Below are 21,493 nucleotides of genomic sequence, written 5' to 3' on the forward strand. Positions count from 1 at the left end.
CAACGTGTGTGCGGCGGGTGAGGGTTCTGGCATTTTCCAGTGGAACTTGCCCGGAGCTACTAGGGTGGGTCAACTGGCCCTGTTTTCAGGCCAGTTGATCAACCACGTCCACCGGTCGGCGTCAACGGCGGTCCGGCGTGCGCAGGATGGTGAGCGCGGTCGCGTGCGCCCCTCCCGACTCGGCCACGATCTCCTCGAGGGTCTGCGGAGTGCGTACGGTCGCGAAGGCCACGCCCCCGGCACCGTCCGGGGCGAAGCCGTGAATGCCCGGCCGCGTGAGGGAGTTGTACGCGTAGTGGTGGGCGAAGTAGTACGCCCCCGTGTCCAGCGCCGCCGCGTAGTCCCCCTGCTCCAGCAGCGGCAGCGCACGCCCCTCGGCCAGCAGGTCCCCCGCGAAGCAGGCCGGTCCCGCCACGTCCTGCACCACCGCCGGCCCCTCCTTCGGCCGCCCCTTCGCGTCGTACGCGGCGATCCTCAGCGGCCACGCCCCCGGCGCGTACACCGTCCGCGTCGCGACCTGCACGCCCGCGTGCGTCACCGCGACGGGCCGCCCGCCCGCGCTCTTGGCGTACTCGACCCGCGCCACCACCGTCCCGTGCTTGGCCAGCAGGGACCGCCCGAACTCGGTCACCAGCCCGTACCGCCCGTCGAACAGCCCCGGCACCGCCTCCCTCAGCATCCGCGCGTACTGCGCGTACGACGGTGTCGTCGCCTCCGAGGCGAAGTTCACCGGCAGTCCGCCGCCGATGTCGATCGTGTCGACCTGCCGCCGCCCGATCCGCCGGTTGATCTCCTCCGCGAGCGCGTACGTCTGCGCCACGCCGTCGGTCATCCGGGACAGCGGGATGCCCTGCGAGCCGGTGTGCGCGTGCAGCCGGGTCAGCCAGGGGCGTTCCGCGTACGCCCGCACCACCCACTCGCGCGCCCCCTCGTCTCGCAGCGCCACCCCGAACTTCGAGGTCTCCGTGGCGGTCGAGAGCGCCTCGATGGAACCTCCGCCGACCTGCGGATTGACCCGTATCCCGATGGGAGAGTGGCTCGGGGCCGACCGCATGAGACCGTCGATGCGGTCCAGTTCTTGCGGGTTGTCCGCGTTGACCGCGATGCCCAGCGCCAGCGCCTCGCGCAGCTCCGCCGGGGTCTTCGCGGGCGAGTCCAGCACCGTCCGCTCCGGCGCCACCCCGGCCGCCCGCGCCAGCGCCAGCTCGCCCGGGCTCGCCACCTCCGCGCCGATGCCCTCGTCGCGCAGCAGCCGCAGCACCGGCACCAGCGGGGTCGCCTTCACCGCGAAGGCGTGCAGCACCGGCGTGCCGGGCGCCACGACGGCGTCGAACGCCGTGCGCAGCTCGGCCGCCGACTCCCGGATGCCGGTGATGTCGAGCAGGCCGACGATGGGGGTGCCGGGCCCGAGCAGCCCCTGCTCAACCGCCGCCCGTACCGCCTCGTCGCGCCGGGCGGCCCGCTCCCCGCCACCACCCACGTGATCCTCGTGGCCGTTGTCCATGCCGTCCCCCGTTCTGCCGATGTCCGAGCCCATGCATCCAGCCAAACATCCACCGTGCCCCCGCGCCGAGGGGCCAAGGTATTGACTAGGTCTATTCAGAAAGTCAGGATGTGAATAACCGCAGCAACATTCCGCCGGGAGCAATCCACCAGGAGGCAGACCATGTCAGGACCTCGCCCTGTCCGAGCGCCGCGCGGTACGGAACCGAGCGCCCTGGGATGGCAGCAGGAGGCCGCTCTGCGGATGCTGCAGAACAACCTCGACCCGGAGGTCGCCGAGCACCCCGACAGGCTCGTCGTGTACGGCGGGACCGGCAAGGCGGCGCGTGACTGGCGCTCCTTCGACGCGATGGTCCGCACGCTGAGGACCCTCAAGCAGGACGAGACGATGCTCGTCCAGTCCGGCCGCCCGGTCGGCGTCATGCAGACCCACGAATGGGCGCCGCGCGTCCTCATCGCCAACTCCAACCTCGTCGGCGACTGGGCCAACTGGGAGGAGTTCCGCCGGCTGGAGCAGCTGGGCCTGACCATGTACGGCCAGATGACCGCCGGCTCCTGGATCTACATCGGCACCCAGGGCATCCTCCAGGGCACCTACGAGACCTTCGCCGCCGTCGCCGCGAAGAAGTTCAACGGCACCCTCGCCGGGACGATCACCCTCACCGCCGGCCTCGGCGGCATGGGCGGCGCCCAGCCGCTCGCCGTGACCATGAACGACGGTGTGGCGATCTGCATCGACTGCGACCCGCGGGCCATCGAGCGCCGTATCGAGCACCGGTACCTCGACGTGCGCGCCGACTCGCTGGAGCACGCCCTCCAGCTGGCCGTCGAGGCCCGTGACGCCCGGCGCCCGCTGTCCATCGGCCTGCTCGGCAACGCGGCGGAGCTGCTGCCGCGCATGCTCGCCGAGGGGGCGCCCATCGACATCGTCACCGACCAGACCTCGGCCCACGACCCGCTGTCCTACCTGCCGCTCGGCGTCGACTTCGACGACATGGCGTCCTGCGCGGCGAAGGACCCGGCCGGTTTCACCACCCGCGCGCGTGAGTCCATGGCCCGGCACGTCGAGGCCATGGTCGGCTTCATGGACGCCGGAGCGGAGGTCTTCGACTACGGCAACTCCATCCGCGGTGAGGCCCAACTCGCCGGATACGACCGGGCGTTCGCCTTCCCCGGCTTCGTCCCCGCCTACATCCGGCCGCTGTTCTGCGAGGGCAAGGGTCCCTTCCGCTGGGCCGCGCTGTCCGGTGAGGCCTCCGACATCGCGAAGACCGACAAGGCGATCCTGGAGCTCTTCCCGGAGAACGAGTCCCTGGCCCGCTGGATCAAGATGGCGGGGGAGCGGGTCCACTTCCAGGGACTCCCGGCCCGTATCTGCTGGCTCGGCTACGGCGAGCGCGACAAGGCCGGTGAGCGGTTCAACGACATGGTCGCGAGCGGTGAGCTGGCCGCGCCGATCGTCATCGGACGCGACCACCTCGACTGCGGTTCCGTTGCCTCCCCGTACCGGGAGACCGAGGCGATGCTCGACGGGTCCGACGCGATTGCCGACTGGCCGCTGCTGAACGCGATGGTGAATGTGGCGTCGGGCGCGTCCTGGGTGTCCATTCACCACGGCGGCGGCGTCGGCATGGGGCGGTCGATCCATGCGGGGCAGGTGACGGTGGCGGACGGCACGGCGCTGGCGGGCGAGAAGATCCGGCGCGTGCTGACGAACGACCCGGGCATGGGCGTGATCCGGCATGTGGACGCCGGGTACGACATCGCGGAGTCGGTGGCGGGGGAGCGGGGCGTGCGGGTGCCGATGCGTGAGGGTGACGACGCGTGATCCAGGAGCAAGGCGGGCGCGGCAACCGTCCGGTGGAGGCTGAGGTCTCGTCGCCGGGTGCGGGTTCGGCTGTGCCCACCCGTTCCGCCCTGCGGAACGACTGCCCACAGCCTGTGGCGGGTGGCGGCGGCCCGCAGCCGATGCGGCAGCCCGCACCGACTGCCGACTCGTTCCACGAGATGTGGCGCGAGTTGCGCCCCATCGGTCGGCATCCCGATACCGGTGGCTATCGGCGCTTCGCCTGGACCGGTGCTGATGGTGAGTGTCGGGAGTGGTTCAAGGCGCAGGCGGAGTCGCGTGGGCTGACGTACGAAGTCGACCGCAACGGCAACCAGTGGGCCTGGCTCGGGGACCCCGCCCGAGGGGACGCCGTCGTCACCGGGTCGCATCTGGACTCCGTGCCCGATGGCGGGGCCTTCGACGGCCCCCTCGGCGTCGTGTCGTCCTTCGCTGCGCTCGACGAACTGCGCAGCCGCAACGCGCACTTCACCAAACCCCTCGCCATCGTCAACTTCGGTGACGAGGAGGGCGCCCGCTTCGGGCTCGCCTGCGTCGGGTCGCGGCTGACCGCCGGGCAGCTCACCGTCGAGCAGGCGCATCGGCTGACCGACGGCGACGGGGTCACGTTGCCGCAGGCCATGGAGGCCGCCGGGTACGACCCCGGTGCCATCGGACCGGACCCGGAGCGGCTTGCGCGCATCGGTGCCTTCGTCGAGCTGCACGTCGAGCAGGGGCGGGCGCTGGATCTGTCCGGCGACCGGGTGGGCATCGCCAGCGCCATCTGGCCGCACGGTCGGTGGCGGTTCGACTTCCGGGGCGAGGCCAACCACGCGGGAACCACGCGGCTGGTGGACCGGCGTGACCCCATGCTGTCGTACGCCGAGACCGTGCTGGCCGCCCGCCGGGAGGCGCAGCTCGCCGGTGCCGTCGCCACCTTCGGCAAGATCGCCGTCGAGCCGAACGGCGTCAACGCCATCCCCTCCCTGGTGCGCGGCTGGCTCGACTCCCGCGCCGCCGACCAGGCGAGCCTCGACGCGGTGGTCGGCGGCGTCGAGAGGGCGGCCCGCGAGTACGCCGACGCCCACGGCGTCGACCTCGACGTCGTCCGGGAGTCCTTCACACCCGTCGTGGAGTTCGACCACGCCCTGCGCGACGAACTGGCCCGCATCCTCGGCAAGGACACCGACCTCACGGTCCCCGTCCTGGGTACTGGTGCCGGACACGACGCCGGGATCCTCTCCGGGAGCATCCCGACCGCCATGCTGTTCGTGCGCAACCCCACGGGCGTCTCGCACTCCCCGGCCGAGTTCGCAGCCGAGGACGACTGCGTGGCCGGGGTGACCGCACTCGCCGACGTACTGGAAGGGCTGGCCTGCTCGTGACGCAGACGCAGACGTACTGGCTGGAGCACGCCTGGCTCGGCACGCACGTCGAGCCGGGCGTGGCCGTGGACACGGACGACGGCCGTATCACCGCCCTCCGGACCGATGTCCCCACCCCGTCCCCCGGCGCCGAGATCCTCCGCGGGCTGACGCTCCCCGGCCTGGCGAACGCCCACTCGCACGCCTTCCACCGCGCCCTGCGCGGCACCGTTCAGGTCGGCTCCGGGACCTTCTGGACCTGGCGCGAGGTCATGTATTCGTTCGCCGACAGGCTGACCCCGGAGACCTACCACGCCCTCGCCCGCGCCGTGTACGCCGAGATGGCACTGGCGGGGATCACCGCGGTCGGCGAGTTCCACTACGTTCACCACGCCCCGGGTGGCACCCCGTACGCCGACCCCAACGCCATGGGCGAGGCCCTGATCGCGGCCGCCGCCGAAGCCGGCATCCGTATCACCCTCCTCGACACCGCCTACCTGTCCTCCGGCTTCGGACAGCCCCCCAACACCCACCAGCTCCGCTTCTCCGACGGCAGCGCGGAAGCCTGGGCGGAACGCTGTTCAGTTCTCAAGGAACGGGATCACGCGCGGATCGGGGCGGCGATTCACTCCGTACGGGCCGTGCCCGCCGACCAGTTGGCGACCGTGGCGCGGTGGGCGGAGGAGCGGCGGGCCCCGCTCCATGTGCACCTGTCCGAGCAGACCGCCGAGAACGAGGCGTGCCTGGAGGTCCACGGCTGCACCCCGACGCAGCTCCTCGCCCTGCACGGCGTGCTCGGGCCGCGCACCACCGGTGTCCACAACACCCACCTCACCGCTGAGGACATCTCCCTCATCGGTGGCAGCGGCACCGGCACCTGTATGTGCCCGACGACCGAGCGGGACCTCGCGGACGGCATCGGGCCGGCCGTCGCCCTGCAGAACGAAGGCTCCCCGCTCTCCCTCGGCTCCGACAGTCACGCCGTGATCGACCTGCTGGAAGAGGCGCGCGCGATGGAGCTGAACGAGCGGCTGCGCACCCGTACGCGAGGTCACTGGACGGCGGCGGCCCTTCTGCGGGCGGCCTCGGCCGACGGCCACGCGGCCCTCGGCTGGGACGACGCGGACACCCTGGAGCCGGGCGCACGCGCCGACTTCGCGACGATCGCGCTCGACTCGGTCAGGACGGCAGGGCCGCTTCCGCGGCTCGGGGCCGAGACGGCCGTATTCGCTGCGTCGGCAGCAGACGTGTCGCATACGGTCGTGGGCGGTCGGCACGTCGTACGGGACGGGGTTCACACCCTCGTACCGGATGTGCCGAAAGCCCTCGCGGACGCCGTCGAAGCCCTGCGCGGATGACCCCGGGCCGCGCACCCGCGCGGCCCGCCTCCGCCTCCGCCCCCGAACCCGACCCCACCGCCGACCAGGCCAGCAAGGACGCCATGAGCAACGCGACGACCGTCAGCCCCGCCCACTCCGCGAGCACCGCAAGCACGCTCATCACCAACATCGCCGCCCTGGTCACCAACGACCCCTCCCTCGGTGACGGATCCCCCCTCGGACTGATCCAAGACGCGGCCGTCGTCATCGACGGCGACCGCATCGCGTGGACCGGTGATCAAAGCAAAGCACCCGCCACTGACAATCGGGTCGACGCCGGCGGCCGGGCGGTCATCCCCGGCTTCGTCGACTCCCACTCCCACCTCGTCTTCGCGGGCGACCGGACACAGGAGTTCAACGCCCGGATGTCGGGGCGGCCGTACAGCGCGGGCGGCATCCGTACGACGGTCGCGGCCACCCGGGCGGCGAGCGACGAGGAACTCGAGGCGAACCTCACCCGCTACCTCGAAGAGGCCCTCCGCCAGGGCACCACCACCTTCGAGACCAAGTCGGGCTACGGCCTGACCGTCGAGGACGAGTCCCGCGCCCTGCGCATCGCCGCCGCCCACACCGACGAAGTCACCTACCTCGGCGCCCACATCGTCTCCCCGGACTACGCCGACGACCCCGCCGCCTATGTCGCCCTCGTCACCGGCGAGATGCTCGACGCCTGTGCCCCGTACGCCCGTTGGATCGACGTCTTCTGCGAGAAGGGCGCCTTCGACGGCGACCAGGCCCGCGCGATCCTCACCGCGGGCAAGGCCAAGGGCCTGCACCCCCGCGTCCACGCCAACCAGCTGTCGTACGGCCCCGGAGTCCAGCTCGCCGTCGAACTGGACGCCGCCAGCGCCGACCACTGCACCCACCTGACGGACGCGGACGTGGACGCCCTCGCGAACGGCAACACGGTCGCCACCCTCCTCCCCGGCGCCGAGTTCTCCACCCGCGCCGAGTGGCCGAACGCCCGCCGCCTCCTCGACGCGGGCGTCACCGTCGCCCTCTCCACCGACTGCAACCCGGGCTCGTCGTTCACCTCCTCCGTCCCCTTCTGCATCGCGCTCGCGGTACGGGACATGGGGATGACGCCGGACGAGGCGGTCTGGTCGGCCACGGCGGGCGGCGCGGCAGCCCTCCGCCGCGACGACATCGGCCGCCTCACCCCGGGCGCCCGCGCCGACCTCGTCCTCCTCGACGCGCCGAGCCATGTGCACCTGTCCTACCGGCCCGGCGTGCCCCTGGTCACCGGCGTGTGGCGGCGGGGCGAGCGGCTGGTCTGAGGAGCCGGGCCCGGCGTCAGGCGGTGAGCGTGGCCGGGGCGAGCGGCAGGAGCCCGGTGACGTCCTCCCCGGCGGCCGCCCGGACCGGGCACACCGCGGACAGGCGCGACACGCGCCGACCCTCGCCGAGCACGCCTCCGTCCGCGCCGAGCAGGTGCGCCGAGCGAGCCGCGACGTCGGCAGCGAGCCGGGGCCCGCGCAGGGCCGGCCGCTCGGCGAGGGCGGCGGCCAGCGCGACCACGGCCACCCGGGCCCGGCGCACCAGGCACAACTCCGGGTGGACGGCCCACACGGGCAACCCTCGAGCCGCCTCCGCCAGCGCGGTGAACGACGGCAGACCACAGTCCGCCACCACCAGCACCGCCCGATACCGTCCCGCACCACCTGCCCGCGACAGCGCCCGTAGCATCGGGGCCAGCCGGTGCTGCGGCACGAGCAGGACGAGCACGTCTCCACCGGAACCGACGGCTTCCCGGTGACCAGCGATCGGCCCGGGCCCGGCCTTCTCCACCGCCACCGTGAGGCCGGACCGCCGGGCCAGCTCGGCGAGGGTCTCCGCCGGGGCATCCTCGCTCTCCGCGTACGTCACCGTCAGCGCCGTGGCGCCCAGGGCGAGGGCGCTGTCGTGCAGCGCGCCGGCCAGCCGGGCGTCGTCGGGTGCCCAGGTCACGGCGGGGGAGCGGCCCCGCACGAACGGCAGCAGGGACGCGAGCCCCGCCCGCTCGTAGGCCGGCAGCGCGCCGTCGGCGACCACCGGATCCGCGTGGCCGACGACCGCTGCGTAGGCGCCGGCAGCGACGGTGTCCCCGATGCCCGGGGCCTCGTGGTGCACGTGCCATTCGGCCGCGTCCGGGGCCACGGTACGGATCCGGTCCACCTCGGCGAGGAGTACCGCCCCCGCGGCCGTGAGCGGTCCGGCCAGCGGGGCGACGACGGCGACGGCCGGTCCTGGCACGGCGTTCAGCCCCAGATGAGCGAGTCGGTCGAGCCGGACGCGACGACCGCCCCGGACTCCGGTACGCCGACGGCTGCCGCCGCCGTGCCGACCAGCAGCGCGGTGAGGGCCGCGGCCGGCAGCGCGCGGAGAGCGGAGGTACGGCGGCCCGTGCGCACCCGGCGTCGGTGAGGTCGCGGAACAGTCGTGGCGGACAGGGACGAGCGCGTCGTCACGGGCACAGGAACCTCCAGGTTGTCGGCGTGGGGTGCGGTGCCAGCATGTGCCGGGCCGATCACCGTCGGCCATGCCTTACCGGCTTCCGGGACCGGTCATGGCCAGGCCCGGACGCGCCCAAGCGCTCCGCTGGAAGTCCGGTACGCCACCTGCGGATGCGTCGTGGCTGGTCGCGCCCGCGGTGGGGGTGGGGGGAGCAGCCGAGAGTGGGGGAGGAGCCGCATGTCGATACAGCTCCGCGCCCCTTTGGGGCGCTGCCGGATCGCACCGGACTTCGCCGAGCGCGCTCAGCAACACCACGCCCCGGCCGCCACGTCCGCATGGCGGACCGCGTCTGGCCAGGTCAGGGGCATGTTTCTAAGATCCGTTCGGCGGCGGGCCGGGGACGGGCGCGTCGGGTCGATGGATCAGGGGGATTCCATGGATGTCCGGGAGCGTGCTCAGGAGCTGTACCGCGTCGCGCTCGACGACGCGGCCTGGAGACCGGAGGCCGTGACCGGGGAGCACGGCTGGAGCGACACGGAGTTCGCGGAGGCGCTGCAACTTCTCACCCGGCTCAGGCTGTTCGTGCCCGCGCCGGACAGCGACAACGGCTGGACGGCCCTGACGCCCGACACCGCCCTGCGGAATCTCCTGACGGAGGAGGAGCGGCACACCAGCGCCCTGCTGGGCGCCGTACAGCAGACGCGTTCTGCGCTGGCCCGCGTCCTCGCGGACTTCCAGCCCGTACACGCGCGCGAGCTGCTCTCCGTACGGATGGAAGTGGTGACCGGCGCCGCGAACGTGTCCGCCGCACTGGAGGACGTGGCCCGGCGGGTCGAGGAGGAGGTGCTGTCTCTGCACCCCGGACGCGCGTTGCCCGCCGACATGGTCGAGGCGGGCCTGGAACGGGACCGGGCGGCGCTCGGGCGCGGTGTGCGGGTTCGGACCATCCATCTCGGCGCCGCGGCCGCCGTACCGCACATGGCGTCGTACCTGCGTCGGCTGAGCGCCGCGGGGGCGCAGGTGCGTACGGCGCACACGCTGCCGCTGCGGCTGATCGTGGTGGACCGTTCCACGGCGATCGTGCCTGCCCCGCCGTCGGACGACGACGGGATCGCGGCGGTGGTCCTGCGCGGCGAGACGCTGGTGGGGGTCTTCCGGGAGATCTTCGAGCACTGCTGGGCGGCGGCGAGCGTGCTGACCGACGCGGCGCCCGGGCCCGACGGGGAGTGGCGTCCCGAAGGCCGGCACCGTGAGGTGCTGCGGATGCTCGCGGGCGGACTCACCGACGAGGCGATGGCCCGCAAGCTCGGTATCTCCGAGCGCACGGTCCGCCGCCTCGTCTCCGAGCTCACCGAACGGCTGGGCGCGGCCAGCCGTTTCCAGGCGGGCGCCTGCGCGGTACGCCTGGGCTGGCTGGACGGCTGAGCCGGGCCCTAGGTTGCGGGGGTACCGGCCGCCGCGGGCTCGGTGGCCTCCCCGGACTCGGTACGCCCCGCGGGAGCGGCCCCGGCAGACACTGGGGAAGCCTCCGCCGCCTGCCCCCGATCGGCCACCGCCCGCCCCCAGGCCGTGCCCACGAGGACCAGCACCGCGCCCACCAGGCCCAGCCACCCCGGCCGGTCCCCGGCCAGGGCGATGCCCACGGCCGCCGCCCACACCGGCTCCGTGCCGAGCAGCAGGCTGACCCGGGACGGCGAGGTGCGCCGGACGGCCCACATCTGCACGAAGAACGCGAACAGTGTGCAGAACGCGGAGAGATACAGCAGCCCCAGCCAGTCCCCGACACCGAAGTCGGCCGCGGCCGCCCACGGCGACGCACCCGTCCCCGGCAGCGCGAAGAGCACGCCGAACACCACCACCGCGCCGCCCAGCTGGACCGTGGTCAGTGACAGGGCGTCGGCGCCGCGCACGGAGTCCATGCGTGCCATGGCGAGCACATGCACGGTACGGGCGACGGCGGCCCCCAGCATCAGCAGATCGCCCACGGACGGGGCGGTGAACCCGGCGCCCTGGGTCAGCAGCGCCACGCCGAGCACCGACACCGCTGCGGCCGCCATGAAGGAGCCCGGCAGCCGCGTCCCACGCACCCGGCTCTCCGCGAGCGGCGTGAACACCATGGTGAGGCTGATGATCAGCCCCGCGTTCGTCGCCGAGGTGTGCACCACGCCGTACGTCTCCAGCAGGAAGATCCCGGCGAGGATCAACCCCAGCATCCCCGCGCCGCGTATCTGAACGGCGCTCAGCGCCCGCAGCCGCCGCCACCCCGCCACCACGAGCACGGGCAGCGCCACGGCGAACCGCAGCACCAGCACGGCCAGCACGGTCTGCGCCGTGGTGACTTCCTTGGCGGCGAGGTAGCTGGAGCCCCACACCACCGCGACCAGCAGGACGGGAAGATCGGTCAGCCGGCCAAGACGGGCCGCGGTGACGCTCATGGGGCTCCTCTGCGAAGGTGTTGCAAGGGACGGGGACGTAAGGGGGCGTCGGCTCAGCGCGCGGTGTAGGCGATCACCAGGACGTCGCGGTGGGCGGGCAGCCCCGGGTCCACCGGACGCACCGGGGTCACCGAGTGCAGCGTGCGGCGGTCGTCGCCCAGCAGCAGGTCACCGGGCTCGGACAGCGTAGTCGTGAGCAGATGGGCGCCGGTGTCGGCGTACACGCCGCTCTCCCCGCCGACGACGTTGACGCGGTCGATGAGCAGCGAGGTGATGAAGGTGACGCCGTCGCGGTGCCGGCCCTCGGGCGCGGGCTGGCCCTCCTGCTCGGTGGAGGCGTTGATCCGGTACGGGTGGAGCTTGATGTTCCACCGCCGGGTGCCGTCGGTCTCGGTGAAGATCCGGCCGAGCGTGACCAGCACGGAGCGCAGCAGCGGGTCGGCAACGAACGACTCCGTCAGCGGGTCGAAGATCCGCTCGATGCCGCCGTTGAGCGGGTTGACGTCCGTCTCCTGCCGGTACGGCCCGTGCGGCAGCAGGGTCAGTTCGCCGGAGTCCGCGTCCAGGTCGAACTGCCCGTAGCGGCGGAAGCGGTACGTGCCGCCGTCGGCCATGTAGGTGTCCAGCGTCAGCTCGTCCCAGTGCGCGGCGAACCGTGCCCAGTCGGCGGCCTCCACGCCGACCAGCGAGGACAGCGCGGCGGACGGCATGAGGTGCCCACCGGATCCGGAGAGGGCGGCGACGGCGTCGACGGCGGCGGGGTGGGCAAGGGCGGTGGTCATCGGAAACTCCGTACGTCGGTGGCGGGGGTGGGCGGCGAGGGAAGACGGCCGGGTCATGCGGCCGCGGTGAGCAACGGGCCGGCGCTGGGCGCGAAGGGCGCAGTCTCGGCGGCGATGGAGTCCTCCTCCCACTCCTCCCGCGCGCGCAGGTACAGCGGTCGGCCGGCGGTGATGGAGCGGGTGTCGGCGCCCCCGGTGCGCAGCCGCCAGGTGACGCTGCCGCTGGTGCGCAGTGCGCAGCTGTCGACGAACGACTGTGCGGCGAGCCGGAGTTCGCCGAACCAGCGGCCCTCCAGCGCCTCGCGCACCCATACCTGCTCCAAGTGCCGTTTCTCGCGGATGAGTTCGGCGTCCAGGCAGGCGCTCTCGATGTGCCGGTAAGTGCTGAGCAGCAGCCAGGCGGCCGGCATCTCCCGGATCTCCAGGACCTTCTCGCCGTGGTCCAGATGCTCCAGACCCGAGTAGCGGCCCAGGCCGTAGGCGCCGACGCGCCGGTTGAGCCGGTCGATCAGCTCGGTCAGCGGCAGCGCTTCGCCGTCCAGCGCGACGGGGCGGCCGTGCTCGACGGCGACGGTCAGCAGCTCGGAGGAGCCCGGCGCGGCGGTGGGCCGGCTCCAGGTGTACATCTCCTCCGGCACCTCGTGCCGTTCGGGGTCGTCGAGGATCCCCGACTCGAACTCGCGGCACCACAGGTTGGAGTCGCCGCTGACGATCCGCCCGGCGAGCAGGTCCACGCCCGCGGCGCGCAGAGCGATGAGCTTGTCCTCGCGGGTGACGGGGTCGAGGTCGTACGGGCTGCCGTACGCGCCCTCGTAACCGAGCAGCCGCAGCGCGCCGTTGAGCCGGCGCAGGGTGTTCTGCGAGCGGTTGGCCGTGTGCAGGACGGCCTGGGCGCCCAGGGAGCGGGCCAGTTCCACCGCGCCGTGCGCGATGAGCGGACGGCTGAGCGTGGAACTCACCGGGTGGATGCCGAGGTAGACGGCCTGCGCGGCGATGGCGGGGGCGACGTACCGGTCGGCGAACTCGGCGCGCCGGTCGAGGAGGTGGATCCTCGCGCCGAGTGCCTCGGCCACCTGGCGTTTGTACGGTCCCGACTCGTCCTCGCCGATGTCCACGCTCACGGCGTGCACCTCGCGCAGCCCCATCCGGCGCAGCCGGAGCAGCAGGTACGAGCTGTCGAGCCCGCCGCTGAACAGGGTCACGACCGGGCGGTCGGGATCCAGATCGGCGAGCTGGGAAAAGGATCGGACGAGCGGCGGCCGAGCGGTCTTCACAGCCTCAGTTGTGGTCACGACCAGCAGGTTTCCGCCCGCCCGGCCCCCGCGGCAACGGATTCCCCCGGCCGCGCCCGGCCATGTCCGGAGCCGGACGCGGCCACGACGCCGGCCGAACCGCCGGGTCGCACCGTGCGGTCAGGTCACGCCGCGCCCGCCCGCCACCGCTGCCCGCTTCCCCCGTTCACCGGCAGCAGCGCCAGGCCGCCGTCCCCGTCCGGTGTCACCGCCGTCTCGACCGCGACCGCCGGACGGATCACCCCGTCACCGCCCACCGCGAACTTCAGGTTCTGCCCGTTGCGCCCGTCGACCGACGCGCACTCCCAGATGCCCACGCCCTTGTCGGTGGAGCCGCGGCTGTCCAGGCAGTAGTCGGGGTCGGCGGACGACTGGACGACACCCCGTCCCGCGTCGACCCGCCACCGCTGCGTAGGGGACGCGCCGCACGGCGCCGTGACGACATCCGTGCCCTTCTCCAGCACCCCGTCGCGGATGTCCAGGCACAGCCCGGAGGCGACGTTCACGACCTGGGCGTAGGAGCCGCTCGGCGGATGTGTCGGCGGAGGCGTTGGTGAGGGCTTCGGGCTCGGAGTGTGCGGCGGAGTCGAACTCCTCGTCGGTGACGGGGACTTCGTGGTGGGCGTCGGCGGGCTTGCCGACACCGTCGCCGTGACCGTCACGGGGGGCGGGACCACCGGTGTGGTGATGGGGCCGGGATCGGTCCTGTCCTGGGAGGCGGTCTCGCCCGGTGCGAGCAGGACGACCAGCAGCGGCACCAGGGCCGCGCCGAGTACCGCGGAGGTCAGCGCGAGGCGGCGGCGGTACGGCGGCCGATTCCGTTGCCGGATACGGAGGTGGACGCCCGGCTCGCCGTCGCGTGTGACGTACGCCGTGCCCGCCCACGGCAGCAGCCCCTCGGCCAGCGCGGTGCGCGGGGAGTCGCGCAGGGCGGTCAGCTCCTCGTACGCCGTGGCGCAGTGCACGCAGCGCGCCATGTGGGCGTCCAGGTCGGGGCTGTGGCGTGGGCCGTCGGGCCGTACCGACTCCTCGATGAGCCGGCGGAAGTCCCGGCAGCGCGGGTCGTCGGAGGCCGCGAGCCGGGACGTCAGACAGGCCCGGCCCAACGCCTGGAGGGCCTGTTCTGTGCCGTATGTCACGTCCTCGCGGGTGCGGCCGAGCAGTGTGGCCGTGCGCTCGTCGGGCTCGCGCTCCACCACCGCGTACCAGAGCTGCCCCTGGGTGCGGGACGGCAGGGACTGGTACGCCGCGAGCATGGGCGGGACGGGGCCGACCGGGCCTGCCGTGTTCAGGACCAGCAGCAGACCCGCGTCGAGACCGGCGGACCGTTCGTCCGCGGCCCAGTCCGTGGCCACCCGCACAGTGAGCAGCAGGAGGTGGTGCCGCAACGGTACGGCGGGGTCGGTGCCGCGGGCCGTCTCCCGGGCCGCGAGCGTGAAGGCCTGCGTCGCGAGCTGCCGGGCGGTGGACTCGCTCGTCGTGCACAGCCGGGCGTAGGCGAGGACCGATGCGCGGTGGCGGGCGCGCAGTTCCTGGAGGGCCGGATACGCGGTGGCGGTGTCGGCGCGCAGCAGTTCCGTCAGCCGTGCGTCGGACGCGCCGGAGTGCGGTGCGGCTCCGGCATCCCTGCCGGTCCCGTCGGCCCGAGCCATCCACCCGCCTCCTCGTGACCCCGTGACAGGTCAAGATCCCTGACGTACCGGCCAGTTTGCGGGTGACCATAGTGGTGGAAGGCGGCCCGTGGGGAGGCCTTTCCGCCAACAACCCGATAACCGAGAGGTTTCCGGGCACGGCTCGTCCGGAGCCCCGGAAGGCGCCGGACGACGAGCCGTCACTGTGAGGCGGTCGTCACTCCTCGACCGTCAGCGCCTTGCGCAGTCGCCCCAGCGTGCGCGACAGCAGCCGTGACACGTGCATCTGCGAGATGCCGAGTTCGTCGCCGATCTCGGACTGAGTCATGTTGGCGACGAAGCGGAGGGAGAGGATCTTCCGGTCCCGGTGCGGGAGTTCGGCGATCAGCGGCTTCAACGACTCGACGTACTCGATGCCTTCGAGCCCGTGGTCCTCGTAGCCGATCCGGTCCGCGAGCGCACCCTCGCTGTCGTCCTCCTCGGGCTGGGCGTCCAGCGACGAGGCGGTGTACGCGTTCGACGCGGCCATGCCCTCGACGACCTCGTCGTGGGAGATGCCGAGGCGCTCGGCCAGTTCCCCCACCGTGGGGGCGCGGTCCAGCTGCTGGGCCAGTTCGTCACCGGCCTTGGCCAGGTCGAGGCGGAGTTCCTGCAACCGGCGCGGCACGCGCACCGACCACGAGGTGTCGCGGAAGAAGCGCTTGATCTCACCGATGATGGTGGGCATCGCGAAGGTCGGGAACTCGACGCCGCGGCTGAGTTCGAAGCGGTCGATCGCCTTGATCAGGCCGATCGTGCCGACCTGGATGATGTCCTCCATCGGTTCGCTGCGGGAGCGGAACCGGGAGGCGGCGAACTTGACCAGAGCGAGGTTGAGTTCGACGAGCGTGTTGCGGACGTACGAGTACTCGTGCGTGCCTTCCTCGAGGGACTCCAGCCGCTCGAAGAGGGTCTTGGACAGGGCCCGTGCATCGACGGGGCCGACCTCGTCGTACGGGGGGATCTCCGGAAGTCCGGCGAGTACGTCGTCCTGCAGGGCGAGTACGTCGTCCCTGACGGCGAGTGCGTCGGTGTGATCGCCGTTACGCTCGATGGGATCCAGATGTTCCGGAGGGGGTGTCGACGTCGCCGTCCGGGTATGCGATGCGTCGAGCCGGGGTGACATGATGTCCTCCATCGTTCTCGGCATATGGCTGCCGAAGCCAGTACGTGCACTGCGGTGTGCGGCGCCTCCAAAGCCGGCCGTGTCGGTTACGTGTCTCTACTAGCCCTACCCGCTTTCCCGAGCCGATCGCAAGTCCGTTCTGTGCGGAAATGTCCGTTTCTGGGCGGATGTTCGGCTGTCGAAGGACGAAGGGAAGGCGTAGTGTTCGAGGGCAAACGTCAGCAGCCACGACCTCGGGAGAGAGACGGCATGGACCACGGGACGGTCGGCAGCGCACAGTCGGGCCGGCTTCTGGTGGAGGTGCGGGAAGAGGGCCCCAGCGCCGTCGTGACTCCGGCAGGTGAGTTGGATCACCACACTGCCGATCTGTTGCGTGAACCACTCGAGGAATGCCTCGCCAAGGGTTTCAGCCGGCTTGTCGTCGACTGTTCCCGGCTGGAGTTCTGCGACTCCACCGGGCTCAACGTGCTGCTGGGCGCCCGGCTCAAGGCCGAGGCCGCCGGGGGCGGGGTGCATCTGGCGGGCATGCAGCCCGTGGTGGCCCGCGTCTTCGAGATCACCGGCGCCGAGGCGGTCTTCACCGTCCACGATTCGGTCGAGGCAGCCCTGGCCGGTGAGGACGAGTCCGACTGAGCGCGCCGGTCGTGCCGAACAGGGGGGTGTCCCGCCGGTCGGGCCGGGCAGGAGACATCCTGAACATGTCGGCGGCAATCATGACGGGGGTGGCACGGCGGACCGGGCGAACCGGTCACTTTCCTGCGTGCGGTGTACGGGCCGTGTGTACCCGTGCCGACCGTGTGACCCACACTGAGTATCGAACACCGAGCACCCCGCGTGTTCGGAAGGCACTCTTGAAACGTGAACCGGTGAATCGGTGAGGTGAAGCGCTGATGAGCACCACCCGGCCCTACTCGCCGGGCGACCGCGGCCCGGAGCCCAGCGGCGCTTCCGGGGCGTCCGAGGGGGGCGCGTCAGGGACCGGGGCGTCCGTGTCGTCGGCGGCGCGTCAGGCCCGCAGGCTGAGCTTCGAGGGCGCGAGCGGCGTCGTCCCGCTCGCCCGCGACTTCGCCCGCCAGGCGCTGTACGCGTGGGGCTGGCTGCCGGCCGCCACCGCGGACCAGCGGGCCGCCGCCGAGGACGTGCTGCTCGTCGTCTCCGAGCTGGTCACCAACGCCTGTCTGCATGCGGAAGGGCCGGACGAGCTGTGGATCGCCTGTGACAACAAGGTGATGCGCATCGAGGTCTCCGACCGCGGCGCCGGCCAGCCGGCCCCGCGCACCCCGCACCGCGCCGGCCGCCCCGGCGGCCATGGCATGTTCATCGTCCAGCGCCTGTGCCTGGACTGGGGGGTTGTGCGCACGCCCGGCGTCGCGGGCAAGACGGTGTGGGCCGAACTCGGAGCGCCCGCGTAACGCCCGCCTGGGGTTACCCGGGGTTCGAACCCCTCTTCGTACGTCACCGCACGCACGCCGGATCGTCACAACTCCGGCGTGCTCCGCGTCTTCCCTCCTCAACTCCCCGGGCGTACCTTGACGGCCGATCTGATGTGCCGTCAGGAATGAGGGGACGATGTCGTACCGGAAACGAACCGCCGCGCTCGCGTCCGCCGCGGCCCTGGCCGGCTCGGCGGTGCTGCTCGCCGCCCCGACGGCCCACGCCGAGGTCGTCGACGTCAACTACCAGTGCAAGACGCCGATCGGCGACAAGAGTGCCGTCTCGCCGATCGACATCAAGGGCGTCAAGAGCGGCAGCGGCTACAAGATCACCATGTCCTGGCAGAAGGGCGTCTCCTCCAGCCCCGTCGAACTCGGCAAGGGCGCGATGAACCCGAGCGCCACCATCGAACTCGGCGGCGCCGACAGCGGCACCATGAAGGTCACCGGCCCCGCCAACCAGGAAGCGATTCCCGCCGACACCCCGATCAAGATCAACGACCTGTCCGGCACCTACACCCCGAAGAAGACGGGCAAGGTCACCTTCACGGCGGGCGTACTCACCATCAAGGCCCTCGGTACGACCACCACCTGCACGCCCAGCAACGATCCCGGACCGTCCCTGACCCTCGACGTCACGGCGGCGGCCGGCGGTGGCTCGACCGGCACCCAGAGCGGCAGCGACTCCGGAGCCGAGCTCCCGCAGACCGGCCCCGAGGACTCCGCGATCGCCCTCGGCACGCTCGGCGGAACGGTCCTGCTCGCGGGCGCGGCGGGCGCGCTGTGGCTGACACGCCGGAACCAGGCGGTACGCGTCCGCCGCTGACCGTTCCGGTATTCCCGCCCGTCGCTTCTCAACGAGGCGTTGATGGAGCCGCCGATGTCGTATGCCGCCCGTGTCGTGGGCCTGTCCCTCCTCGCCCTGCTGTGCGCCGCCCCGACGGCGACCGCTGCCGACGGCTGGTCCGTCGCGCCCGCCGGCGGCGGCCGCCCGTCCTTCTACGCCGAGGGCACGCCCGGAACCGCCCTGCAGGACACGGTGTCCGTGACCAACCGTGCCGGGCGCCCGGTCACCGTACGGCTGCGCGGCACCGGCGTCCCGGTCACCTTCGCCGACGCCGAGGTGCGCGTGCCCGCCCGCACCCGCGCCGACATCCCGTTCACCGTGACCGTTCCCGAGGGGGCCGTGCCGGGGGACCGCGCGGGCACGATCGTCGTACGCGACGGCGACGGCCGCTCCCGGTCCGTCCCCGTGCGGCTGCGCACCGGCGGTCCGACGCTGTCCGCGCTGACCGTCGAGCACGTGGCCGTGGACGGTGACGGCATCACGTACGACCTGGTCAACCGGGGTACGACGGTCCTCGTACCGACCCTCGCCGTGCACGCCGACGGCGTCCTCGGCACCGTCCTCGACCGGTCCCCGCGCACCCTGCCGCTCCAGCTGCCGCCCGGCCACCGGGTGCGGCTCGACGAACCGTGGCCCAACCGGCCCGCCCTGGACGCGGTCGACATCCGGCTGACGGTGACCGCGGCGGGTGGGGCGCGCGACACGGCGCAGGCGTCGGCGCGGTTCGTGCCGTGGGGCGGGGTGGCAGGGGTCGGTGCGCTGATCGTCGTGGCGGCGGCCGGGGCGGTCGTACGACGTCGAAGGCGCCGTACGACCGAGAGCGAGCCGGAACACCAGTGGGACCAGGCCGAGTTGACGGGAGCGATGCGGTGAAGACGCGGATCCCTGTGCTGATCGCGGCACTTGCGCTGCTGCTCGTGCCCCCCGCGTCGGCCGCTGCCGCCGACGGGCCCACCGTGAAGCTGTCCAAGTCCCAGGCGGGAACCGGTGGTTCGGTCACCGTGACCGGCAACGGGTGGCGGGAGCGGGCGCTGCTCATGATCCTGATCTGCGGGCAGTCGGTGCCGTCCCGGGGCGTGATCGGCGGCACCAACTCCTGCGCCAACGCCGACGGCCGGGCCGTCACCACCGACGCCGAGGGCCGCTTCCGCAAGGAGCTGCCGGTCGCCGAGCCGCCGGTGCCGTGCCCGTGCGTGGTGCACGTCGCCACCGTGACCGGGGCGAAGGCGCAGGCCGACGCGATCTTCCAGGTCGCCGGGCACGCCGTCGAACCGCTGCCCGCGGAACCGGCCGGCGGCCGGCTGTCGGTGCTCAACGACACCCGGCTGGACGGCTCCAGCGGGCTGCTCACCTGGTTCGGGGCGCCCCCCGCCCGCACCCTCGTCTTCACCGTCGGCAACGTCGGCACCTCGGCGATCAAGAACCCGGTCTTCCAGGTCGGCACCTCGCACGGCGTGTTCGCCCCGCAGTGGGAGGAGCAGCAGTGGCGGGGCACCATCGAGCCCGGCCGCAAGGCACAGATCAGGCTGCCGGTGGAGCTGGCGGCCGGGGCGCACGGCGACTACACCGTCTCGCTGAAGTACGGCGGCAAGGTGCTCGCCGAGCAGCCCTGGGGCGTGGGCCGGCCGTGGGGCGTGACCCTGTTCTGGGTCCTGGTGTGCCTGGTCGTACCGGCCGCGGTGTTCCGCATCGGGATGGCCGTGGTGGACCGGGTCCGCCCACCCCGGCCGGGCGGCGCCCGCCACCGGGGCCTGCGACTGCCCGAACTCACCTTGCGCCTGCCGCGGTTGACCTCGCGCGAGCAGGCGCCCGCATCGACTTCGACCCTGCCGTGGTTCACCCCGGACGCCGATCCGGGCACGGCCGGTCGGCTCTCCGCACCGCACGACGACAGCCCGACGAGTCCTACGACTCCCTCCAGGAAGGGAACGACGTGAGCGAAAGAAGGAGAGTCACACCGATCGGCCGACGTGGTCGTCCTCGCGGAAGCAGAACGTCAGCGGCGGGCGTCGCCCTGATGCTGGGCGGCGCGGGTGTCCTGCTCGGCGTGGCCGCCGGGCCCGCGCAGGCCGCGGAGGTGTCGTACGCGACCGAGTGCATCCCGCCCTCGATCTCCGGGCTGCCGCCGGTCCAGGGGACGACGAAGGTGGAGATCACCGCCCCCGCGGAGGCGAAGGTCGGGGACGAGGTGGAGATCGTCTGGAAGTTCGTCCAAGCGGCGTCCAAGAACCCTGACATCCTCGACCTGGAGAAGGACACGGTCCAGCCGACCGGCACGCTGAAGGCGGCCGGGGCGCAGACGGCCGATGTCGCCATGGAGGGGCCCCGGCAGAATCCGCCGATCCCCAAGAACAGCGACATGAAGCTGTCCGACATGAAGGGCAAGCTGAAGCTGACGGCGCCGGGCGAGGTGACGCTGACCCCGGACGCGTACAACATCAACGTCAACAAACCGATCTCGACGGACACCAAGTGCACGCCCAAGGAGACGGTGAAGCCGGCGGCGACCATCAAGGTGACGGACGGGGGAGGGACTTCGGGCGGTACGACGGGAGGCCTGCCGACGGTCGTCCCGACGCTGCCGACGAGCGTGCCGACCGGTCTGCCGACGGGGTCTTCGAATCCGACTCCGACGCCGAGTGAGAGCGAGACGGACGGGGACGCGGGCGGCGGCGGTTCGTCGAGCACGGGCGGCGGAGACAGCGGCGGCCAGACGGACTTCACGGGCAAGGAGGTCCAGGTCCCGTACGAGTGCAAGACACCCATCGGCGACAAGAACGCGACCTCGCCGGTCCAGATCAACGCCAAGAAGAACGGCGGCAGCTTCGACCTGACGGTCCAGTTCAAGAAGTCCGTGATGGACAGCCCCGCCGACATCCCCAAAGACTCGGTCAAGCCGTCGATGGAGGTCGTCCTGGGCGGCGCAGACAAGGGCACGGTCCATGTCGAAGGCCCGACCAACTCCGAGGACATCAAGGCGGGCGACCCGATCGAGATCCCCGATCTCAAGGGCACGTACAAGCCGGGGGCGAGCGGCGAGTCGACACTCTCACCGGGCGTCCTGACGGTGAAGGCCCTGGGCACGACGACGACCTGCACGCCGACGAAGACAGAGGTGTCCCTGACGCTGGACACGACGGAGCAGGCGAGCGGGGCGTCGGGCGGCGGTTCGGCCGGCGGCTCTGTGGGCGGTTCGTCGACGGACGGCGGCCTGGCGGCGACGGGCGCGGATGACCACGGGTCGCTGAAGGCGCTGGGGCTGGTGGCAGGAACGGCACTCCTGCTGGGCGGAGCGGTCTTCACGTTCATGCCGGGACGCAGGCTGCGTTAGCCAACCTCCTGGGAGCGCGGGGAACTGCGCGACCAGCCACATACGACCTGTAGCCGCCGATGCACACTGGCCC

At 72.3% G+C, this 21,493-nt stretch carries 19 protein-coding genes; 11 read left to right on the forward strand and 8 right to left on the reverse strand.

Going from position 1 to position 21,493, the window contains the following annotated elements:
* Positions 1-121: 121 nt before the first annotated feature.
* Positions 122-1,504: a diaminopimelate decarboxylase gene (locus ACFVJQ_RS19820; RefSeq protein ID WP_385785544.1), complete on the reverse strand. Its 1,383-nt coding sequence runs from the start codon at positions 1,502-1,504 to the stop codon at positions 122-124.
* A 162-nt stretch (positions 1,505-1,666) separates the two neighbouring features.
* On the opposite strand from ACFVJQ_RS19820, the gene hutU reads away from it, so the two are divergent.
* The 4 genes from hutU (at position 1,667) to hutI (ending at position 7,348) form a co-directional block, all read left to right on the forward strand.
* Positions 1,667-3,331: a urocanate hydratase gene (hutU, locus tag ACFVJQ_RS19825; protein WP_385513573.1), complete on the forward strand. Its 1,665-nt coding sequence runs from the start codon at positions 1,667-1,669 to the stop codon at positions 3,329-3,331.
* Between the two features lie 140 nt (positions 3,332-3,471).
* Entirely contained in the window at positions 3,472-4,713 is a 1,242-nt protein-coding gene (locus ACFVJQ_RS19830; protein ID WP_385513620.1) for an allantoate amidohydrolase, read from the forward strand.
* Entirely contained in the window at positions 4,710-6,050 is a 1,341-nt protein-coding gene (locus tag ACFVJQ_RS19835; RefSeq protein ID WP_385785448.1) for a formimidoylglutamate deiminase, read from the forward strand. Before ACFVJQ_RS19830 ends, ACFVJQ_RS19835 begins: the two co-directional genes overlap by 4 nt.
* Positions 6,047-7,348 carry an imidazolonepropionase gene (hutI, locus tag ACFVJQ_RS19840; RefSeq protein WP_385785452.1) on the forward strand — a complete coding sequence of 434 codons (1,302 nt, stop codon included), beginning with the start codon at positions 6,047-6,049 and terminating at the stop codon, positions 7,346-7,348. Before ACFVJQ_RS19835 ends, hutI begins: the two co-directional genes overlap by 4 nt.
* A 16-nt stretch (positions 7,349-7,364) precedes the next feature.
* Here the strand turns inward: hutI and ACFVJQ_RS19845 are convergent, their stop codons facing one another.
* Positions 7,365-8,303 carry a hypothetical protein gene (locus ACFVJQ_RS19845; RefSeq protein WP_385785455.1) on the reverse strand — a complete coding sequence of 313 codons (939 nt, stop codon included), beginning with the start codon at positions 8,301-8,303 and terminating at the stop codon, positions 7,365-7,367.
* Between the two features lie 5 nt (positions 8,304-8,308).
* The gene (locus tag ACFVJQ_RS19850; RefSeq protein ID WP_385513569.1) at positions 8,309-8,461 is read right to left on the reverse strand and encodes a hypothetical protein; all 153 of its coding nucleotides are present in this window, start codon (positions 8,459-8,461) and stop codon (positions 8,309-8,311) included.
* Between the two features lie 478 nt (positions 8,462-8,939).
* On the opposite strand from ACFVJQ_RS19850, the gene ACFVJQ_RS19855 reads away from it, so the two are divergent.
* Entirely contained in the window at positions 8,940-9,929 is a 990-nt protein-coding gene (locus tag ACFVJQ_RS19855; RefSeq protein WP_385513568.1) for a LuxR C-terminal-related transcriptional regulator, read from the forward strand.
* A gap of 8 nt (positions 9,930-9,937) precedes the next feature.
* On the opposite strand, the gene ACFVJQ_RS19860 is transcribed toward ACFVJQ_RS19855, so the two are convergent.
* The 5 genes from ACFVJQ_RS19860 to ACFVJQ_RS19880 form a co-directional block, all read right to left on the reverse strand.
* On the reverse strand, positions 9,938-10,939 hold the full coding sequence (locus ACFVJQ_RS19860; protein ID WP_385513567.1) for a DMT family transporter: 1,002 nt from the start codon (positions 10,937-10,939) through the stop codon (positions 9,938-9,940).
* 53 nt (positions 10,940-10,992) lie between these two features.
* A complete protein-coding gene (locus ACFVJQ_RS19865) occupies positions 10,993-11,721 on the reverse strand; it encodes a 2OG-Fe dioxygenase family protein (RefSeq protein WP_385513566.1) in 729 nt (242 codons plus the stop codon).
* A gap of 53 nt (positions 11,722-11,774) precedes the next feature.
* Positions 11,775-13,013 carry an argininosuccinate synthase-related protein gene (locus ACFVJQ_RS19870; RefSeq protein ID WP_385513565.1) on the reverse strand — a complete coding sequence of 413 codons (1,239 nt, stop codon included), beginning with the start codon at positions 13,011-13,013 and terminating at the stop codon, positions 11,775-11,777.
* 125 nt (positions 13,014-13,138) lie between these two features.
* Complete coding sequence (locus tag ACFVJQ_RS19875; protein ID WP_385785460.1) at positions 13,139-14,665, reverse strand: RICIN domain-containing protein; 1,527 nt, start codon at positions 14,663-14,665, stop codon at positions 13,139-13,141.
* 196 nt (positions 14,666-14,861) lie between these two features.
* Positions 14,862-15,809 carry an RNA polymerase sigma factor SigF gene (locus ACFVJQ_RS19880; protein ID WP_385513563.1) on the reverse strand — a complete coding sequence of 316 codons (948 nt, stop codon included), beginning with the start codon at positions 15,807-15,809 and terminating at the stop codon, positions 14,862-14,864.
* Between the two features lie 249 nt (positions 15,810-16,058).
* Between ACFVJQ_RS19880 and ACFVJQ_RS19885 the strand changes: the two genes are divergently transcribed.
* The 6 genes from ACFVJQ_RS19885 to ACFVJQ_RS19910 all read left to right on the forward strand — a co-directional run bounded on the left by ACFVJQ_RS19885 (position 16,059) and on the right by ACFVJQ_RS19910 (position 21,420).
* Entirely contained in the window at positions 16,059-16,442 is a 384-nt protein-coding gene (locus ACFVJQ_RS19885) for an STAS domain-containing protein (RefSeq protein ID WP_129799859.1), read from the forward strand.
* A 257-nt stretch (positions 16,443-16,699) separates the two neighbouring features.
* On the forward strand, positions 16,700-17,221 hold the full coding sequence (locus ACFVJQ_RS19890; protein ID WP_385513562.1) for an ATP-binding protein: 522 nt from the start codon (positions 16,700-16,702) through the stop codon (positions 17,219-17,221).
* A 157-nt stretch (positions 17,222-17,378) separates the two neighbouring features.
* Positions 17,379-18,068: an LPXTG cell wall anchor domain-containing protein gene (locus ACFVJQ_RS19895; RefSeq protein WP_224734557.1), complete on the forward strand. Its 690-nt coding sequence runs from the start codon at positions 17,379-17,381 to the stop codon at positions 18,066-18,068.
* 54 nt (positions 18,069-18,122) lie between these two features.
* Positions 18,123-18,962, forward strand: a complete 840-nt coding sequence (locus ACFVJQ_RS19900) for a hypothetical protein (protein WP_385513561.1) — start codon at positions 18,123-18,125, stop codon at positions 18,960-18,962.
* The gene (locus ACFVJQ_RS19905) at positions 18,959-20,026 is read left to right on the forward strand and encodes a hypothetical protein (RefSeq protein WP_385513560.1); all 1,068 of its coding nucleotides are present in this window, start codon (positions 18,959-18,961) and stop codon (positions 20,024-20,026) included. Before ACFVJQ_RS19900 ends, ACFVJQ_RS19905 begins: the two co-directional genes overlap by 4 nt.
* 80 nt (positions 20,027-20,106) lie before the next feature.
* A complete protein-coding gene (locus ACFVJQ_RS19910; RefSeq protein ID WP_385785465.1) occupies positions 20,107-21,420 on the forward strand; it encodes a hypothetical protein in 1,314 nt (437 codons plus the stop codon).
* Positions 21,421-21,493: the final 73 nt, after the last annotated feature.

The organism is Streptomyces sp. NPDC127197 (assembly GCF_042672405.1).
Classification (GTDB): Bacteria; Actinomycetota; Actinomycetes; order Streptomycetales; family Streptomycetaceae; genus Streptomyces; species Streptomyces flavusporus.

Excerpts from the sequence above, each read along its gene's own strand:
- ACFVJQ_RS19820 (WP_385785544.1), bottom strand. The coding sequence starts at position 1,504 with ATGGACAACGGCCACGAGGATCACGTGGGTGGTGGCGGGGAGCGGGCC.
- hutU (WP_385513573.1), top strand. The coding sequence starts at position 1,667 with ATGTCAGGACCTCGCCCTGTCCGAGCGCCGCGCGGTACGGAACCGAGC.
- ACFVJQ_RS19830 (WP_385513620.1), top strand. The coding sequence starts at position 3,472 with ATGCGGCAGCCCGCACCGACTGCCGACTCGTTCCACGAGATGTGGCGC.
- hutI (WP_385785452.1), top strand. The coding sequence starts at position 6,047 with ATGACCCCGGGCCGCGCACCCGCGCGGCCCGCCTCCGCCTCCGCCCCC.
- ACFVJQ_RS19855 (WP_385513568.1), top strand. The coding sequence starts at position 8,940 with ATGGATGTCCGGGAGCGTGCTCAGGAGCTGTACCGCGTCGCGCTCGAC.
- ACFVJQ_RS19860 (WP_385513567.1), bottom strand. The coding sequence starts at position 10,939 with ATGAGCGTCACCGCGGCCCGTCTTGGCCGGCTGACCGATCTTCCCGTC.
- ACFVJQ_RS19865 (WP_385513566.1), bottom strand. The coding sequence starts at position 11,721 with ATGACCACCGCCCTTGCCCACCCCGCCGCCGTCGACGCCGTCGCCGCC.
- ACFVJQ_RS19875 (WP_385785460.1), bottom strand. The coding sequence starts at position 14,665 with ATGGCTCGGGCCGACGGGACCGGCAGGGATGCCGGAGCCGCACCGCAC.
- ACFVJQ_RS19880 (WP_385513563.1), bottom strand. The coding sequence starts at position 15,809 with ATGTCACCCCGGCTCGACGCATCGCATACCCGGACGGCGACGTCGACA.
- ACFVJQ_RS19885 (WP_129799859.1), top strand. The coding sequence starts at position 16,059 with ATGGACCACGGGACGGTCGGCAGCGCACAGTCGGGCCGGCTTCTGGTG.
- ACFVJQ_RS19890 (WP_385513562.1), top strand. The coding sequence starts at position 16,700 with ATGAGCACCACCCGGCCCTACTCGCCGGGCGACCGCGGCCCGGAGCCC.
- ACFVJQ_RS19895 (WP_224734557.1), top strand. The coding sequence starts at position 17,379 with ATGTCGTACCGGAAACGAACCGCCGCGCTCGCGTCCGCCGCGGCCCTG.
- ACFVJQ_RS19900 (WP_385513561.1), top strand. The coding sequence starts at position 18,123 with ATGTCGTATGCCGCCCGTGTCGTGGGCCTGTCCCTCCTCGCCCTGCTG.
- ACFVJQ_RS19910 (WP_385785465.1), top strand. The coding sequence starts at position 20,107 with ATGCTGGGCGGCGCGGGTGTCCTGCTCGGCGTGGCCGCCGGGCCCGCG.